Here is an 18,036-nt window from a genome sequence, read left to right as displayed (position 1 = left end):
ATTATCAACCTGAGCCCGGGATAATCAGCTCAAGTTTATAAGGTGACTACTTTTTCATTGCTTGGTTTAGTAGATGCTGCGTCACTTTATCAAGCGAGACCACCGCTAAAGCTGCTCCGATCTCTACAGCGGCTTTAGGCATGCCCCATACCACTGACGATAGTTCATCTTGCGCTACGGTATAAGCACCATGCTGTTTTAGCGCCAGTAAACCTTGCGCACCATCGCTCCCCATACCCGTTAATAAAGCTGCGATGGTATTTTTAGGGCAAACTTTAACCAGCGAGTTAAACAATACATCAACCGCAGGACGATGACGGTTAACCGGCTCGCTCTCATCAAGCTGACAATATAAGCTGCCTCCTTGCTGTATAACGCTTAAGTGTTGACCACCCGGGGCGATAAACGCCCAGCCAGCTTTTAACTTATCGCCTTGCTGCGCCTCTTTGACATTAATAGTACATGTCCTATCCATGCGCAAAGCAAATGAACTACTAAACACAGGTGGAATATGCTGCGTGATAACGATCGGAGGGCAGTTTTCTGGCATTCTTATTAGCACCTCTTTAATCGCCTCTGTTCCTCCTGTTGAAGCTCCAATCGCCAAAACCTTATTGATACTAAACTGTGCATTACTTAGCGTTTCGATAGGTTGTACTTGGCTTAATTTAAAAGGCCGTACTCGTGCCGCCGCTGCCGTACGGACCTTTTGTTGCACTAATTTAGCATACTGGCTTAATTGCTCAGATACATTGACTGTCGGCTTAGCTATAAAATCAACTGCTCCTAATTCCAGCGCCTCCAAAGTTATCGGTGAACCTTTTTGGGTGAGCGTTGATATCATTACCACAGGCATAGGCCGTAGACGCATTAGGTTTTTCAAAAAACTAATGCCATCCATTTTCGGCATTTCAATATCTAAAGTCAGCACATCGGGATTAAGCTGTTTAATCATTTCTCGTGCTTGATAAGGGTCTTCTGCACACCCTACGACCTGAATATCATCAGCCTGGTGTAGTACCTCCGTCAATACTCGTCGAATCAATGGCGAGTCATCAATCACTAACACCTTGACCATTTTTTACCCCTTAAAATAACTCAATATCGGTTTTAGAATCTTGTTCTTCAATATCGTGTAAATAACGGACTTCGCGTTTTTCAATCACATCAGTGTGCATGTCGCGCAATTTTTTAACCTGTGCTTTGCCTGTTTGAGGGTTAAAATTGACCTTACGCGGCCAAGGCCCCCCCACATCATGAGACACTAATTCTAGCCCTTCTTCTTGCACATAAGAATAAGCAAAGCGAATATTACCAAGGCCAATATCTGTCATCGAGCGAATAATTTTACCGCCGCCAAACAGTTTTATTTTTAGATTTTGCCTAGAGGCGCCATTTTTAAGTACTTCATTAATTAAAAACTCCATCGCCCAGTTACCATAACGACAATTTAAGTTATGCGCACTAGTTGGCTCTGCGCCTTTTTCAATCGGTAACATAAAGTGATTCATGCCACCCACACCAAGCTTGTCATCATAAATGCAAGCTGCAATACATGAACCTAGCACAGTGGAAATCATCTCATCGTTTTTTGACACGTAAAATTCACCGGGCAATACTTTAGCAATAACTTGCCGCTGACCTGAGTCCCAAAACCGCTTAATATGCTCAAAGCCATGTAATACTGGCTTAAAATGACTATCCATAAATCACCTTCTGATACATAGTTTTACCTAAGTTTTTAAACTCACTATGCTCCTTTCCCATGGTTTCAGAATGACCTAATAATAGGTATCCATGATCAGCTAAAATATGACAATAACGGTGGAATAGCTGATCTTTTGTTTCTTTATCAAAATAAATCACCACATTACGACAAAAGATCACATCAAAAGGCCCTTTCATTGGCCAGTCTTGTAATAAATTCAACCGCTTAAAATGAATTTTTTGCTGTAATTCAGGTTTAACTTTGAATAACTCACCATCTTTAGTTTTTAAAAACCAGCGCTGTAATTGATGTTGTTCAAGTCCATTCACATTAGCCGCAGTGTAGGTACCTGATTGTGCTTTAGCTAATACGTTTGAATCCAAATCAGTGGCTAAAATTTTCACATCCCAATCGGCTGGAAATAACCCATGTAAGGTCATAGCTAAAGAATAGGGTTCTTCCCCAGTTGAACAACCTGCAGACCATATCCGAACTCGCCGAGTACTTTTATTTGTCACTAATAACTTTGGTATTACATGGGATTGCAAATAATCAAAATGATGTGATTCACGAAAAAAAGAAGTCAGATTAGTTGTTATTGCATTGATAAAATCACTAAATTCTTGCTCTTTATGTGCCTCTAAATAAGCTAAATACTGTTTAAAATTTGTCAGCTGCAATGTTCTGAGCCGACGAGCAAGACGTGAATAGACCATTTCTCGTTTATGATCACCTAATACAATGCCACACGCGTCATAAACTATTGCAGCTATTTGCTTGAAATCATGGTCGGTTAGTAAAAACTCTTTCATTACAATTACTCGCAATAGGCGTGACTGAGCTGCGATTGAATATTAACAAAATTGCTAAAAGTTAAGACTCTGGATTTTTCAAAGTACAGAGGCTTAACTAGTAATCCGATTGCAAAAAACGTTAAAATTCCTCCCATTCATCAGCTGAATTAGCAAAGTTATTACCTCGCGCTTTACTACGGATATTATTACTACGTGGTGGCGCGGTAGTAGGAGTTACTGATGCAGTATTAATTACAGCGTCTTGCTGACTTATAGTAAAAAAGTTCAGTAACCGGGTCATATCATTCGCTTGCTCTGACATTGACTCGCTGGCCGCGGATGCTTGCTCAACTAAGGCCGCATTTTGCTGGGTCATTTCATCCATTTGCGAAATAGCTTTGTTGACTTGCTCAATACCTGAACTTTGCTCTTCGGATGCTGCTGCAATATCAGATATCATTTCAGTTACTTTTTGTACTGCAATAACAATTTCTTTTAAAGTGGCTCCTGATTCATTAACTAATAAAGTGCCATCTTCAACTTTACCAACGCTATCTCTGATCAACTCTTTAATTTCTTTTGCAGCCCCCGCGGAACGCTGCGCTAGATTACGCACTTCGCCGGCAACGACAGCAAAGCCACGCCCTTGTTCACCAGCTCTAGCAGCTTCAACAGCGGCATTAAGAGCTAATAAATTAGTTTGAAAGGCAATCTCGTCAATCACGCTAATAATATCGGCAATTTTTTTACTCGACTCATTAATTGCCGACATGCTGATCACCGCGCGATTAACAACTTCGCCCCCTTGCTGCGCTTTGTCGCGCGTTTCTTCTGCTAATTCATTAACCACTTTTGCATTATCAGCATTTTGACGTACTGTACTGGTCATTTCCTCCATGCTAGATGCTGTTTCTTCAAGCGATGAGGCCTGCTCTTCTGTACGCTGGCTTAGATCAGCGTTGCCTTGAGATATTTCCTCTGCCCCACTTGCCACTAAGGTTGCCGAGGTATTAATACGATTAATGACTTCCGTTAATTTATCAGCCGTGGTATTGGCATCACGCTTGAGTTTTTCAAACGACCCCTGATACTCTTGCTCTATCCGTTTTGATAAATCACCATTGGCCATCGCATCAAGCATATTAGCAGTACCGGTGACAGCATCATCAACAATACCAATTAAACCATTTAGACCTTTAGCTAAACGTAAAAAGAAACCGCCCTTACCTTGCTCTGTAACACGAGCGTCTAGATTACCTTTGCGTGCAGAGCTGACTAAGTCAGCAATTTCTTTTTCTATTGCGACTTCGGCTGTTCGATCTTCCCACTCCACCACAGTGCCGATTCGTTCATTTTCTGAGTTAAAAATAGGGTTAGCAACTAAACCAAAAGTGCGCCCGCCAACCAGTATCTCTGCACTGTAAGTATCGGTTAGCTTGCTTAACAGATTGCGTTGATGCGCTGGATTTTTATGAAATACATCAATGTTTTGCCCTAATAACTGGCTACTATCAAAATTAGGTAAATCGCGACGTAAATCTTGCTCAGCGTTGCGCATCATATTTTGCACTGCTTCATTCATATAAATAATATCGTTTTTAGTATTTGCAATCATGGTATTTGTTGCAACTCGATCCAGGGCTTGACGCACCCTAAGATTTTCTTCAGCAGCACGTTTTTCAGCAGTCGCTTTTTTAATACTTTCGGTTAAATCTTGCCACTCAATTATAGTTCCTAATCGTTTACCTTCTTTATTAAACCAAGGGGTCGCAATAATATTAAAAATTAACGATGCAATTTCTAGTTTTGATTCAATAGAGTCGGTCAAGTTTGTATACAACTGAGCCTGCTGTGCTGTATTTTCAAAAAATGCCGTAATACTTGAGCCCACTATACTATTGACGGAAAAATCACCTAGTACACTCTGCAGCTCACCTTGTCTGGCTTGGAGCATTTGTTTTAGTTGATTATTAGCAAACACTATCTGTAAATCATTGTCTGCCATCATCACACTCGCCTGGCAGATCGTTAATGCGCTCGATAGATCAGCATCCCTTTTTGATTCTTTTTCTAATTCTTTTTGAGCTGTGATGTCTGTCGCATATTTAACCACCTTATAAGGTTTGCCACTGAGATCAAATATTGGATTATAAGATGCTTGGATCCATACTTCACTGCCATCTTTAGCAATACGTAAATACTCACCGGAGTCAAATTCACCACGGCCTAATTTTTGCCAAAACAGTTGGTATTGCTCACTTTTAGCAACCTCAGGCTCAATAAATATACGATGATGCCGTCCGACTATTTCCTCTAACTGATAACCAAATGTCTGCAAAAAGTTGTCATTCGCGGTCAACACGCTGCCATCTAAATCAAACTCAATCACCGCTTGAGATTTACTAATAGCAGCAATTTGCCCCGCAGCTTCAACAGCGACCATCTTTTGCGCCGAAATATCACTGGCAAATTTCACAACTTTTATAACATTTCCATGCTCATCCTTAACGGGGTTATAAGTTGCTTGGATCCACACTTCTTTGCCACTTTTACTGATCCGCTTAAACTCATCAGCAATAAACTCTCCGCCTTTCAAGCTTTGCCAAAAGCTTTTATATTCACTGCTCTGAGCTTCTTTTTTAGATACAAATATTGAATGATGCTGGCCCTGAATTTCTTCTAAGGGGTAACCCATTACATCTAAAAAGTTATTATTCGCCGTAATAATTATGCCGCTAGGCTCAAACTCAATCACCGCAAGTGACTTATTTAATGCCGTAACGATTAAATCATTATTTGATTTTTTAGAATTACTAAACCACCCCATGCCCATCACCTTCTTGTTGATCACCATTTGCTATATTTAGTATTTGGCTAAATATCCATTGTTTTTTGCAGGTCCAATAACGCGACCATCTTCTCACCGACATTCACTAACCCTGCGATAAATTCAGCATTCTCTGAGCCGCTAAAGTTAGGCACCGTCTTCGCATCTTGCTCTACAATACTGTAAACATCAGATACGGCATCGACTACCATTCCCATAATCTTGCTATTTTGCTCAAAAATTACTTTCACTACGATCACCACTGTTAACGGTCCATAGTCAATCGTCGCTAAGCCAAACCGTAATCTAAGATCTAAAATAGGTACTATGGTGCCACGTAGATTAATCACCCCTTTTACATAATCTGGGGCATTCGGGATCTCGGTGATCTCCTCCCAACTACGAATTTCTTGAACAGTTAAAATATCAACACCGTATTCTTCATCAGCCATAATAAAGGTTAAAAACTGCTTAACTCCTTGGCCCTGTTCAAGCATTATTTTGTTATTTAATTCGCTGTGCGCAGAGATCATGAAGCCTCCAAGTTAGCTTGCGATTCAATAATCAATTCTTGGCTACCGGGTTTTCTTAATCCTGATAATTTAATTAAGCCGCTGATATCGACAATCAACGAAACCCGACCATCCCCTAATATAGTGGCACCTGACACGCCATCTACTTTTTGGTAATTAGCTTCTAAACTTTTAATCACTACTTGTTGCTGTGACAATAAATCATCAACTAACAAACCAATTTTTTGATTATCGCTTTCAACTACCACTAACAAGGTTTTATCAAGCGCTTCTATCGCACCTTGATGATTGAAAATACTGTATAAACGCAAGATAGGAATGTATTCATCACGCAGTCTAAGTACGTCTAAGTCTTTACCCACTCGACTGACTTTATTGATATCAATTTGTAATGATTCAACAATAGATATTAATGGAATAATATAGGTGTGCTTTGCAACCCTCACTAACTGACCATCTAAAATAGCCAGAGTAAGTGGCAAGCGAATAGTAAAGGTAGACCCAACACCTGCAGCAGATGACACTTCAACCGAGCCATTAAGTGATTGGATATTACGCCTGACCACATCCATACCAACACCACGTCCGGATATGTCACTTACCTCATCTGCGGTTGAAAAACCGGGCATAAAAATGAGCTCATTAATTTCATCATCATCTAACTCATCAGCTTCGCTTACGAGCCCATTAGCAACCGCTTTTTGTTTAATCTTTACAGTATTAAGGCCTTGTCCGTCATCCATGATCTCTATAACAATATTGCCACCTTGGTGAAATGCATTAAGTGTGACTGTACCGACTGGGTCTTTACCTGCAGCAAGGCGCTGTTCAACCGTTTCTAGCCCATGATCCAGCGAATTTCGTACTAAGTGCACCATAGGATCTGATATTTTTTCCATTACGGTTTTATCAAGCTCGGTCTGTTCACCTAACAGTTTTAGCTCAACTTGCTTATTCAGTTTTTGCGAAATATCTCGCACCAAACGCGGAAAACGACTAAATACAAAGCTGATTGGCAGCATTCGGATACGCATTACATTTTCTTGTAAATCACGAGTGTTATGGGCCAATTGCGCTAAGCCTTCCTGCAAAGAGGCGATAGTCGCTTCGGTGATCTCTTGTTGACCAATTTGGCTCAACATGGCTTGAGTGATAACCAGCTCTCCAACCATATTGATCAATGAATCAACTTTATCTATGCCTACTCTGATTGAAGTAGATTCTGCAGCTGGAGTGCTTGCTTTGACCGCAGTGCCTTTTTTTATTGGTTTAACCGCAGCAACATTGACAACTGCAGGGGCTGAAGTTGAATTAGAGTTTTCCTCAATTACATCAGGTGTTGTAATTTGCGCATCATCATCAGCAAATAACCCTCCACACAACGCGATGGTAATATCAGCATCATCTTCAACCCACTCAAATATTTCTCGAATCGCACTCTCATCTTTTGCTGTGTTTAAAAAGAATCGCCAAGATAAAAAACAATCGTCGGGACTTAAATCAGCAATGTCAGGGATCTCATTATTGAAAGCTTGAGTCTCTAAATCGCCCAATTCAGCCAACTCACTGATCATATAAAGTGGCTCATTGCCTGTTTTAAATAAATGATGATGTGGTTTAAAATCAATCTGATAGGTGTTTAGCGCAAGTTGAGCGGGGCTAGCAGTGACTTCCAGTTTATTTTGTTCGGCTTGGTTTACTCCTAAAATCTGTTCAAACTTAATTCTCAGTGCAATTGCTTCTTCTAAATTAGGTTCTTGCTCTGCTTGTAAGCCACGAAGTAACTCCCGCAAGCAATCAACAGATTTAAGTAATAGGTTAACATGCTCTGCGGTAAGCTCTCGTTTCCCCTCACGAATTTGATCTAATAGGGTTTCTAGCACATGAGTAAAGTCAGACACAGAGTTAAAACCAAATGTACCACTGCCGCCTTTGATAGAATGCGCAGCACGAAAAATGGTATTGATTGTTTCTAAATCTTCTTCGCCAGGTACTAAGTTTAATAACTCAGCTTCCATCGCATCTAAGCCTTCAAAACTTTCCTCAAAGAAGACTTCAAAAAATTGACTTAAATCTATACTCATACCCCGTCCCCTAGATTAGCGAATTACTTTTTTTAAAACCGCTAATAACTGTTCAGGATTAAAAGGTTTAACTATCCAGCCTGTTGCACCAGCAGCTTTCCCTTCTACTTTTTTGTCCATACCTGATTCTGTTGTTAGCATTAGCAATGGCGTAAATTTATAGTTTGGTAAGGTGCGTAACTCCCTGATCAAAGTAATACCATCCATCACTGGCATGTTTACATCTGAAATAACAGCATCAAAACCTTGTTGTTTTGCGATGCTAAGTGCTTCACTTCCGTCCTTTGCCTCAGTGACATCAAAACCCGCCTTTTTCAGTGTAAAACTCACCATTTGACGCATTGATGCCGAATCATCCACGGCTAAAATTCTTTTCATATGAACCCCTTAATCTACATTTTCAAGTATCAGATATTCACTTAGGCCTAAGCGACTAATGGCATTTTTTAAAGGCTCACTTTGCCCAACCCAAATAATTTTGTGATGGACGCACAGCAAGTGCTTTTGCAGAGCACACAATAGTTGAATAGAGGCAGTATCTACGCGTACAACTTCACTAATGTCTAAACAAACATCATCATTGCGGTGTAATTCTTGTAATAAATCTTGGTGTAAGTTTTCAACTTGGGTGATTGCTAGTTCAGCGGGAAGCTTCATCATATTGTTCGCACTTTCCATGTTTAACCAATTCATAACAAAAGCTTAGACTGAGTTAGTAAAAATGCCATAAATGCGTTGAAAAAAGAGTGAAATTATTTGCTGGGGATAAAAGAAAAACAAAAAAGGAGCTCATCGCTCCTCGAAAAGAATTAAAGTATACTTATGCTATTAATAATGATCCGCAATCTGTTTAAACTCAGTTATTAATAATTTAGCATTAATTAACGGCACACTGCCTTGTTTAAATTCAGGTTTAAATATGGCTCTTACCGCTCCTTGAGGGTCAACCATCGCAATTGAAGCACTATGGTCAACGGCATATTCTTGCTCATCACTATTGCTAATTGCGTAAATTAAACCTAGCTCTCTAACTAGTGGGAATAAATCTTTATGCTCCCCTGAGACCGCTAAAAAATCAGGATTAAAATAATCAATGTAGGCTTTACGTTTAGCGACTGTATCGCGTTTTGGATCGACCGCTAAAAACCAAATTTGTAATGGGTATTCATCTTTCAACGCTTTATAAACACCATTGAGTTTAGCTAATGTCAGAGGGCAAATATCTGGGCAACTGGTATAACCTAAAAACACTAAATTCCATTGACCTTGCAATGTTTGCTTAGTTACTGGCTGAGCATTTTGATCTTGTAAAGTAAAATCACTCAAAGGTTTGGCTTGTTCATATACCAAAGCTTCAACGTCAGGCATAGCGCTGTCACTACAAGCTGTTAACAGCAATAAACTTAACGCCAACCACACTCTCCCCCCACGCTTAACTGCTAAGCTATTCATATAACGAACCATTTATCTATAAATAAGGCGACAAAGAGTATCATTAAATGAATAATTGAAAAACGGAATAAATCCATTGCTTTATCGTCATTCCCCGCTATTTTTAGTTTTACCGCTTTATAGATGAAAATCCCATTAAGTAATGTCGCAGCAATTAAATAAATGAGCCCCGACATACCAATTAAATAAGGCAATACACATACCAAAGCCAATAAAATAGAGTATGCAACTACACAGGTTTTACAAAAATCAATACCATGAGTGACTGGCAACATGGGGATCTTAGCGCGTTCGTAATCACTTTTGCGAGCAATTGCCAGCGCCCAAAAATGCGGCGGAGTCCAAGTAAATATGATCATCACCAATAACCAAGGAGCCGCTGCCATATGCCCGGTTTCTGATACCCACCCTAACAACGGCGGCATGGCACCGGCCAGCCCTCCTATAACAATATTTTGTGGCGTTGCACGCTTTAAAAAGGAGGTATAAATAAACGCATAACCAACTAACGCAAATAAGGTTAATACAGCGGTTAAAGTATTAGCCCAGATCATCAACATAATGAAACCACTCACCCCAATAACAGTAGCAAAACTTAAAGCATGCAGTTTAGATAACCGCCCCTTCGCCACTGGCCGATGGCGTGTACGTGCCATTTTGCTATCTATTTCGCTATCAACCACATGATTGATCACCGCAGCTGCTGCGGATAACAAGCCAATCCCCAGTAAACTAATAAACTGTACGCCAATACCACGACCAACATCGGGTGCCAGCGCTAAACCAACCCATGCTGTTAATACCAACATCGCGACTACTTTAAATTTACTGATCGCTAAATAATCATTTATTAAGCCGCTAATTTGGCTAGGTGCTAACTTTGTTATTGCTATTAATGGTGTCATAACTGCCCCTATGTACGTGCTTTTAAGTAAAAACATAAACGAACGACTGTTAACAATAGTATGGCAGCCATTAAATTATGTGCCAGCGCAACGCCGAGCGGGAAATGCCAGTGCACAACCGCCAAGCCCAAACAAATTTGACACAGCAACGCGACCAATACGGAGACTGTACAATGCTTTATTTTTCTCGACACAGCACGGCTATAAATGCGCCACATGATCAGCGCTAATACTACACAGGTAACTAACGCCCACATTCGATGTAATAAATGGATCGACATTCTAGCCTGCTGTGAAAGTACACCATATTCATAAGTACTTTGCTCTAATGGCAACTGAAATACACTACTCAATGAAAACGGCTGTCCGTAACTACACAATGGCAAGCCATTGCAGTGCGGCGCCGCATAATTAGCAGCAAGCCAACCGCCTAGCGCTATTTGCAATACCAACACCACTAATGCGACTAGACTAAGTTTAAAGTAACGCCGAGCTGGGGCGTCGCCGCCAAAAATTGGTTTTGCCGTTAGCCGTAAATACAATAATGTAACCAATGATAAAATACTAAATCCACCTAATAAGTGCCCCAATACAATCAGCGGCTGTAAATTCATGGTGACGGTCCACATCCCTAAAGCCGCTTGAAACACCACCAGTATTAGTAATAGTAAGGGTAATTTAATTGGCGTGGTTGGATATTGACGTTTTAATAAAGCCAATATAAATAACGCTAAAATAAGTAAACCTAACGTGCCGGCAAAATAGCGATGGATCATTTCTTTCCACGCTTTAGCGGTTTCGAACATCATATCTGGGTAGGTTTGCTCTACATGGGCTAAATCAGCCTCATGCTTGGGTACCGTCAAAAAGCCATAGCAACCGGGCCAATCCGGACAACCCAATCCGGCATCACTCAAGCGCGTATAAGCCCCTAAGCCAACAACTAAGATCGATAACATAAAAGTGGCTAATACCAAATGTTTATAGTTTTTATACATAATTGGCACTCCTTAAATTAGCTAGAACGCGAATAGTTAAGTAATTTTTTTAAATCTTTTAACAGTCCTTTTTGAGTCAAACGGTTTTGCTGTGGCTCACTATGGTAAGGATACTGCAAGACCACTAAGCCCATATGATCAATTAGATATAAACTAGCTGGTTGCAGTACATCAACCTCAGGTAACTGACGCCATGGCAGCTCTTTTTGCTGTGTCTGGCCAAGGATGGCTACATCGACTTTACCTTGATTTTTACCAAGAGCGATGTAGAGGTTCTCTAGTGCTTGTAACTGCTGTGCACAAGCTTGTTGGCATTGTGCTGGGTGATTTAAAGCAATAGTCCATTGTTTATGCTCCGTTTTTTTCCAATCTTGTAGTTTTATTTCCTGTTTTAAAAATTCCCCTTTATTACTCGATGCACTAGGTATCCACTCAAGCTTTAACGCCAAATACGCCAGTATTAAAGGCACTAAACAACAGCCAATAAATATTAATAACGGATTGTTTTTCATTGTAATTCCTTCTTTTTAAAAGCAAATACAGCAATAACAAGGCAGGCAATCGCAATCAATAACCATTGCACTGCGTAGGCTTGATGTTTTTCGGGGCTCATCACCACAGCTTGGTAATGCGGCGCAGCAATCTCATCCGCGATACCTTGCCGATAACCAATAAAGTCAATCATGTCGCGACCTGTTTGCTGTGAAAACAATGCTAAATCGATAATTTGTACGCGCTTGGGCCATGCTGTATCCGTCTTGTGTTGTGCATCTTGCAAAGTAAAGCCACTGAGCTTTCCTTGCTTTAATTGCACGGTCATTGCCAAAGGAGTCGATGGTAGGTTTATACTAGGGAGTTGCTGGCGAGTAAGTGGTGCTTTAACCCAACCCAAATTCACCAACAGAGTTTGCTTACTTTGCTGTAAACGCAGCAAGGTAAGTACATCGTAGCCAACCTGACCTTGGTAAACTTGATTATCTAACAACCAATATTGCTGCGTATCTAGCACTCCAGAGATACTTATCTGCAAGCCCGTTTTATTCCAATCACTAGGCAGTTGCTGCATTTGCTGCCAGCTCATTACTCCCTGACTTTGCAGGGCTGCTATTTGTGTTAATTGCTCAGTTTTACTTTCAGCTCGCTGTAATTGCCAATACCCTAGGCGTAAACATACCAATACCACAATGGTTACCACGCAAATGGTAATAATTGAGCTAAGCTTTTGTTTACGCCATAAAATTAACTGCATAAAGGTGACCCAGTGATTATTAAAATTATTATCGTACTGTTGCTACTATTTATACTTTTTAACTTGTTCCGTGCCTTATTTATTATGGTATCGGGTAAAACAGATGGACGGCCTATGTCTCACTATTTAGGCCGTCGTGTGCTGTTTTCTGTTATCGTCTTAGTAATTGTTATTGCAGCCCTTAAACTAGGTTTCATCCACAGTAACTCATCACCAATTGATAAAGTTACAGCACATATACAAACACAAATAAACACAACCACACCACATCAACAAAATGCCAATACCAAGCTGCGGCTTGAAACGCAAAATGTTTATCTGGGCTAAAGTGGCCCTTTAAAATACGGATCAGCATGACTAATAATAAAATAGTTCCTAAGGTCACATGCATGCCATGAAAGCCGGTTAGTAAAAAGAAAGTATTGCCATATACGCCAGCATCTAAGGTCAGTCCTAAATCCTGATAAGCATGCATATACTCTACGACTTGCAGCCCTAAAAAACAGACCCCTAATAAGATTGTCAGTGCCATAAATACTTTTAATGGCCCACGCTTATTGTTCTCCATGCCTACATGAGCAAAATGTAAGGTAACCGACGAGGTTAGTAATATTAATGTGTTGATCAGCGGCAATCCCTGCCAACCCATAGCCTGTGTCGTACTACCACCAGGTGTAGTAACTAATGGCCAGATTGCTTCAAAAGTAGGCCACAGTACCTCATTGGTCATGGCATTATTTCCGGCGCCGCCAAGCCAAGGCACAGAGATCATCCGGGCATAAAAAAGGGCACCGAAAAAAGCCATAAAAAACATTACTTCAGAGAAAATAAACCAGCTCATACCTTGACGAAACGAGCGATCCATTTGCGCTGAATATAAGCCTTGATCAGACTCTTCAATGACATTTTTAAACCAGCGAAATAGCATAAACAGCAACACACCAATTCCTGCGTAAAGCACATAATGGCCAGCACCACCGCCGCTGCTTGCTTGCATTACGGTAAGACCTGCACCAACAGCAATAAAAAACATCGCAAATGCGCCAACTATTGGCCACGGACTTTGCGCGGGAACATAATATTTTTCGTAATTTTTATCCATTTTGTTTGCTCCTAATTAGCTATTAGCTTGGCAACCTAATTACTAGCCACTACCTGCCCGCTAATATCAAACACGGTATAAGACAAAGTTAACTCTTCAACATCTTCAGGTAATTGCGTATCAACATAAAAAAGCAGTTTAAATTCCACTTCTTCACCTGCTTTCAAAGGTTGTTGATCGAAACAAAAGCAAGCCATTTTATGCAAATACTTAGCTGCTTTGCCTGGAGACACCGACGGTACCGCTTGCATAACTTTATCTTCATTACTGGTATTTTTTGCTCTAAACAGCACTTCGCGCATAGCTCCGGGCTTTACTACCACACTATACTCATGTGATTGCACCTCAAATGGCGCTCCACTTTGCGCATGAGTTGTGAAGCTTACGTCGATTTCTCGTGCCTCATTAACACTCGTACTTTGCTTTGCTTGCTCTAACGAAGGCTTACCATTAAGGCCTGTTACATCACAAAAAACGTCGTACAACGGCACCAAAGCAAACGCAAAAGCGAACATGCCAAGACATATTAAAACTAAGCGCTTAAGCAGTGGTGCATGACTCATTACTTAATCTCCGGTGGCGTTTCAAAAGTATGATAAGGCGCAGGCGATGCCACCTCCCATTCCAAACCCTCAGCACCATCCCACACTTTGGCGGGCACTTTATCGCCGCCTCGTGCACACTTAAATACTACAACCACAAATAACAATTGTGATAAACCAAAAGCAAAGCCACCAATACTAATAATCGCGTTAAAGTCTGCAAATTGCAGTGCGTAGTCAGGAATCCGGCGTGGCATACCGGCCAAACCAACAAAGTGCATAGGGAAAAACAATACATTCACGCTCACTAACGACAACCAAAAATGCCATTTAGCCAAGGTGATATTGAACATATTTCCCGTCCATTTTGGCAGCCAATAATACGCCCCGGCCATAATTGAAAATATCGCCCCAGTCACTAACACATAATGAAAATGCGCCACCACAAAATAAGTATCATGGTATTGAAAATCAGCAGGAGTAATCGCCAGCATCAACCCAGAGAAACCACCTAAAGTGAATAACACAATAAACGCAATACTAAATAACATAGGCACTTCAAAACTAATCGAACCACGCCACATGGTGGCTACCCAGTTAAATACTTTGACCCCAGTTGGCACCGATATCAGCATAGTGGCATACATAAAAAATAATTCGCCAGCAACAGGCATACCTGTGGTAAACATATGATGCGCCCAAACTATAAAGCTCAGTAAAGCAATCGAAGATGTGGCATATACCATAGAGGCATAACCAAATAATTTTTTACGTGAAAAGGTCGGCACTATAGTCGAGATAATGCCAAAGGCTGGCAGTATCATAATGTACACTTCAGGGTGACCAAAAAACCAAAATATGTGCTGGAACATCACCGGATCACCGCCCCCAGCAGCATCAAAAAAGCTGGTTGCAAAATACTTATCAGTCAATACCATAGTCACAGCACCGGCCAATACCGGCATCACAGCAATCAATAAAAAAGCGGTGATAAGCCATGTCCACACAAACAGCGGCAGCTTCATCCAAGTCATACCTGGCGCACGTAAATTAACGATAGTTACAATCACATTGATTGCGCCCATAATTGAACTAATACCCATGATGTGAATAGCAAAAACAAATAATGCGGTATTATCGTTACTGTAAGTTGTTGACAGTGGTGCATAAAAAGTCCAGCCAAATGCCGGGCCACCACCTGGCATAAATAGGGATGCCAGTAAAATAATAAAAGCAAAAGGTAAAATCCAAAAGCTCCAATTATTCATCCGTGGTAATGCCATATCTGGTGCGCCAATCATGAGTGGTACCATCCAGTTAGCCAATCCTGTAAAGGCCGGCATAACGGCACCAAAGACCATGATCAAGCCATGTACTGTGGTCATTTGATTAAAAAAGTGAGGCTCTACTAACTGTAAGCCAGGTTGAAATAACTCTGCGCGGATCACCATCGCCATGGCGCCACCAATTAAAAACATCGTCAACGAAAAAATTAAATATAAGCTTCCGATATCTTTATGGTTAGTAGTATAAAGCCAGCGTTTAAAACCTTTCGCAGGATGATGATGTCCATCATGGTGTGCAGCTTGATCATGTTGTTGCTCTGTTACGCTACTCATTATTTAGCCTCCGAAGTTGCATCAATCGCGGCTTGTATCTGACTCGGTTGAATTACATCCCCAGTGTCATTGCCCCATGCATTACGCTTATAGGTGATCACAGCTGCTAGCTGCTTGATTGATAACTGCTTGTCAAATGCTTGCATAGCGGTACCTGGGCGACCATGAAGCACTACATCAATATGATCTTTAATATCTCCTAATACTACCGGACTGCCTTTGAGCGCAGGGAAAACCCCCGGTAAGCCCATACCTGTTGGTTGGTGACACGCAGCGCAACTGGCCATATAGACTTGCTCGCCGAGTGTCATTAATTCTTCTTTTGGTAATGTTTGATCTAATAAGGCAGCATCAGCAATTGCAGCGTTTGCTTTTGCCTGCTTAGCTTCGCTCAGCCAGTTTGCAAATGCTTGCTCAGATTTAGCTTCAACCACCACAGGCATAAAGCCATGATCCTTTCCGCATAGTTCTGCACATTGCCCTCGATAAATGCCCTCTTCATTAATTCTGGTCCAAGTTTCATTGATAAACCCAGGGTTAGCATCTTTTTTCACTGCAAAATCAGGCACCCACCAAGAATGAATAACGTCGTCTGAGGTCATTAAAAATCGTACTTTTTGATTAATTGGCAACACCAAAGGTTTATCAACCTCTAGTAAATAGGTGCTTGATTTATCTGCTTGGTTGGTAATTTGTTCTTGCGGGGTAGCTAAAATAGAGTAAAAAGAAACATCTTCTCCCATATACTCATAATGCCACTTCCATTGAGAACCAGTAATTTTAATGGTGAGATCAGCCTTACTGGCGTCTTCCATCGAAATTAAGGTTTTAGTGGCGGGAACAGCCATGGCAATTAAAATCACAAATGGGATTGCCGTCCAAAGGATTTCAACTTTAGTACTTTCATGAAATTGGGCTGGTTTTGCCCCTTTAGATTTACGGTGGTGGATCAGTGCCCAAAACATCACGGCGAACACGATGACCCCAATCACACAACATATAATAAATATTGTCATGTGCAGCTGATAAACATCATTACTTATATCTGTTACGCCCTTACGCATATTAAACTGGCTATTAGCCAATACTTGCTGCGGTAGAACAAACAATATAAGCCACAAGGTAGAGCTCAATTTACCCATGTGACGGCTCCTTTAAATGCTATTGCAAAACGCAAAGCGAAAAGGCGGCACAGCTTTATTCGCGCCAATTCGTTATTTTTTATTGTTACTGAATATTAACGCAACCCTAAATTATGCTATTGAGCAAAATTGTTAGACTTTTAAAGTAGCTGTTAACACAGTGTATTAACCAATTAGTTAAAAAACGAACAATTAGCAAGTTTTAAGAGCAATTAAATTCTTTTTTGGTGCATAAATAACAGCTAAAAATCAGCGCGTTATTTTGTAATTAGGGATAATATTAGAGGGCTAAAAGTAGCTGGTAAGTAGATTTGATAGGGCTTAGGACGCTATAGCTAAGTATAAAATCTAGCCATTAAAGCGGTAAAAAATTAAATGCACCAAACTTCACCAATTTGGTGCAAAATATAGATCAAAAAATTTACATCCAATCAGCGTTGCGGATCACCCCAACAGCCAACCCTTCAATATTGAAAGATTCATGTTCAAGATCCACTTCAATCGGTGAAAATTCATCATTTTCAGCATGTAAAAAAACTTTTTTACCTGCTTTTTCAAGGCGTTTTACTGTTACATCGTCATCAACACGGGCAACCACCACCTGGCCATTTTCAGCAACTTGAGTGCTGTGTACAGCCAATAAATCGCCATCCATAATACCAATGTCTTTCATACTCATGCCTTGCACACGCAGTAAAAAATCAGCAGCCGGTTTAAACAAGAGTGGATCTATTTTGCAATGACTTTCAACATGCTGCTCTGCCAAAATAGGCTCACCAGCGGCAACTCTGCCTATTAGAGGTAAACCAAGTTGTTCCGGCTCATCCTCTTCAACTAACTGAATACCTCGACTGGCACCGGGCTTCATTTTAATAACGCCCTTTTTCGCTAATGCCTTTAAATGTTCTTCCGCTGCATTAGCACTTTTAAAACCTAACGTTTGCGCAATCTCAGCACGGGTTGGCGGCATACCGGTATCTTTAATAAAAACTTTAATAAGTTCGAGAATTTGAGCTTGGCGATTCGTTAATGGGCGCATACAACTGGTTTTCCATACAGTACATTTAACTGTGAGTATATA

19 protein-coding genes are annotated in these 18,036 nt (G+C 40.7%); 1 reads left to right on the top strand and 18 read right to left on the bottom strand.

The window, feature by feature from the left end; genetic code table 11:
- Window positions 1-46 precede the first annotated feature (46 nt).
- The 13 genes from H5186_RS09705 to H5186_RS09645 all read right to left on the bottom strand — a co-directional run bounded on the left by H5186_RS09705 (window position 47) and on the right by H5186_RS09645 (window position 12,550).
- Window positions 47-1,078 (bottom strand): chemotaxis response regulator protein-glutamate methylesterase, encoded by a 1,032-nt coding sequence (locus H5186_RS09705; RefSeq protein ID WP_149980432.1) that lies wholly within the window; start codon window positions 1,076-1,078, stop codon window positions 47-49.
- Window positions 1,079-1,088: 10 nt separating this feature from the next.
- Window positions 1,089-1,706, bottom strand: coding sequence for a chemoreceptor glutamine deamidase CheD (gene cheD / locus H5186_RS09700; protein ID WP_182718552.1), 618 nt, complete (start codon window positions 1,704-1,706; stop codon window positions 1,089-1,091).
- On the bottom strand, window positions 1,699-2,520 hold the full coding sequence (locus tag H5186_RS09695; RefSeq protein ID WP_182718551.1) for a protein-glutamate O-methyltransferase CheR: 822 nt from the start codon (window positions 2,518-2,520) through the stop codon (window positions 1,699-1,701). The genes cheD and H5186_RS09695 overlap by 8 nt, the downstream gene beginning before the upstream one ends.
- Window positions 2,521-2,641: 121 nt before the next feature.
- Window positions 2,642-5,329 (bottom strand): methyl-accepting chemotaxis protein, encoded by a 2,688-nt coding sequence (locus H5186_RS09690; RefSeq protein WP_182794414.1) that lies wholly within the window; start codon window positions 5,327-5,329, stop codon window positions 2,642-2,644.
- A gap of 47 nt (window positions 5,330-5,376) precedes the next feature.
- Entirely contained in the window at window positions 5,377-5,862 is a 486-nt protein-coding gene (locus tag H5186_RS09685; RefSeq protein ID WP_149980428.1) for a chemotaxis protein CheW, read from the bottom strand.
- Entirely contained in the window at window positions 5,859-7,946 is a 2,088-nt protein-coding gene (locus H5186_RS09680; protein WP_182718549.1) for a chemotaxis protein CheA, read from the bottom strand. Before H5186_RS09680 ends, H5186_RS09685 begins: the two co-directional genes overlap by 4 nt.
- Window positions 7,947-7,961: 15 nt before the next feature.
- Window positions 7,962-8,324, bottom strand: coding sequence for a response regulator (locus tag H5186_RS09675; protein ID WP_145237813.1), 363 nt, complete (start codon window positions 8,322-8,324; stop codon window positions 7,962-7,964).
- Between the two features lie 9 nt (window positions 8,325-8,333).
- A complete protein-coding gene (locus tag H5186_RS09670; RefSeq protein ID WP_149980677.1) occupies window positions 8,334-8,606 on the bottom strand; it encodes a lipid asymmetry maintenance protein MlaB in 273 nt (90 codons plus the stop codon).
- Between the two features lie 168 nt (window positions 8,607-8,774).
- Window positions 8,775-9,398 carry an SCO family protein gene (locus tag H5186_RS09665; protein ID WP_182718548.1) on the bottom strand — a complete coding sequence of 208 codons (624 nt, stop codon included), beginning with the start codon at window positions 9,396-9,398 and terminating at the stop codon, window positions 8,775-8,777.
- Entirely contained in the window at window positions 9,395-10,303 is a 909-nt protein-coding gene (cyoE, locus tag H5186_RS09660) for a heme o synthase (RefSeq protein WP_182794413.1), read from the bottom strand. Before cyoE ends, H5186_RS09665 begins: the two co-directional genes overlap by 4 nt.
- Before the next feature lie 8 nt (window positions 10,304-10,311).
- Window positions 10,312-11,301 carry a heme A synthase gene (locus H5186_RS09655; protein WP_145237805.1) on the bottom strand — a complete coding sequence of 330 codons (990 nt, stop codon included), beginning with the start codon at window positions 11,299-11,301 and terminating at the stop codon, window positions 10,312-10,314.
- Window positions 11,302-11,318: 17 nt separating this feature from the next.
- Window positions 11,319-11,813 carry a transmembrane cytochrome oxidase associated protein gene (locus H5186_RS09650; protein WP_182718545.1) on the bottom strand — a complete coding sequence of 165 codons (495 nt, stop codon included), beginning with the start codon at window positions 11,811-11,813 and terminating at the stop codon, window positions 11,319-11,321.
- Window positions 11,810-12,550, bottom strand: coding sequence for an SURF1 family protein (locus tag H5186_RS09645; RefSeq protein WP_145237798.1), 741 nt, complete (start codon window positions 12,548-12,550; stop codon window positions 11,810-11,812). The genes H5186_RS09650 and H5186_RS09645 overlap by 4 nt, the downstream gene beginning before the upstream one ends.
- Window positions 12,551-12,562: 12 nt before the next feature.
- Between H5186_RS09645 and H5186_RS23310 the strand changes: the two genes are divergently transcribed.
- Complete coding sequence (locus H5186_RS23310) at window positions 12,563-12,877, top strand: DUF2909 domain-containing protein (protein ID WP_149980424.1); 315 nt, start codon at window positions 12,563-12,565, stop codon at window positions 12,875-12,877.
- Here the strand turns inward: H5186_RS23310 and H5186_RS09635 are convergent.
- The 5 genes from H5186_RS09635 to lexA form a co-directional block, all read right to left on the bottom strand.
- On the bottom strand, window positions 12,777-13,652 hold the full coding sequence (locus H5186_RS09635; RefSeq protein ID WP_182739924.1) for a cytochrome c oxidase subunit 3: 876 nt from the start codon (window positions 13,650-13,652) through the stop codon (window positions 12,777-12,779). The two genes, H5186_RS23310 and H5186_RS09635, sit on opposite strands and share 101 nt — an antisense overlap.
- A 35-nt stretch (window positions 13,653-13,687) precedes the next feature.
- The gene (locus tag H5186_RS09630; protein ID WP_182794412.1) at window positions 13,688-14,215 is read right to left on the bottom strand and encodes a cytochrome c oxidase assembly protein; all 528 of its coding nucleotides are present in this window, start codon (window positions 14,213-14,215) and stop codon (window positions 13,688-13,690) included.
- Window positions 14,215-15,813, bottom strand: a complete 1,599-nt coding sequence (ctaD, locus tag H5186_RS09625; protein WP_145237784.1) for a cytochrome c oxidase subunit I — start codon at window positions 15,811-15,813, stop codon at window positions 14,215-14,217. Before ctaD ends, H5186_RS09630 begins: the two co-directional genes overlap by 1 nt.
- The gene (coxB, locus tag H5186_RS09620) at window positions 15,813-16,955 is read right to left on the bottom strand and encodes a cytochrome c oxidase subunit II (RefSeq protein ID WP_182718542.1); all 1,143 of its coding nucleotides are present in this window, start codon (window positions 16,953-16,955) and stop codon (window positions 15,813-15,815) included. Before coxB ends, ctaD begins: the two co-directional genes overlap by 1 nt.
- 421 nt (window positions 16,956-17,376) lie before the next feature.
- Window positions 17,377-17,994, bottom strand: coding sequence for a transcriptional repressor LexA (gene lexA / locus H5186_RS09615; RefSeq protein ID WP_145237778.1), 618 nt, complete (start codon window positions 17,992-17,994; stop codon window positions 17,377-17,379).
- Window positions 17,995-18,036 lie beyond the last annotated feature (42 nt).

The organism is Pseudoalteromonas sp. SG41-2, from assembly GCF_014164535.1.
GTDB lineage: Bacteria > Pseudomonadota > Gammaproteobacteria > Enterobacterales > Alteromonadaceae > Pseudoalteromonas > Pseudoalteromonas rhizosphaerae.
This window is presented reverse-complemented; position numbering and strand designations above follow the sequence as displayed.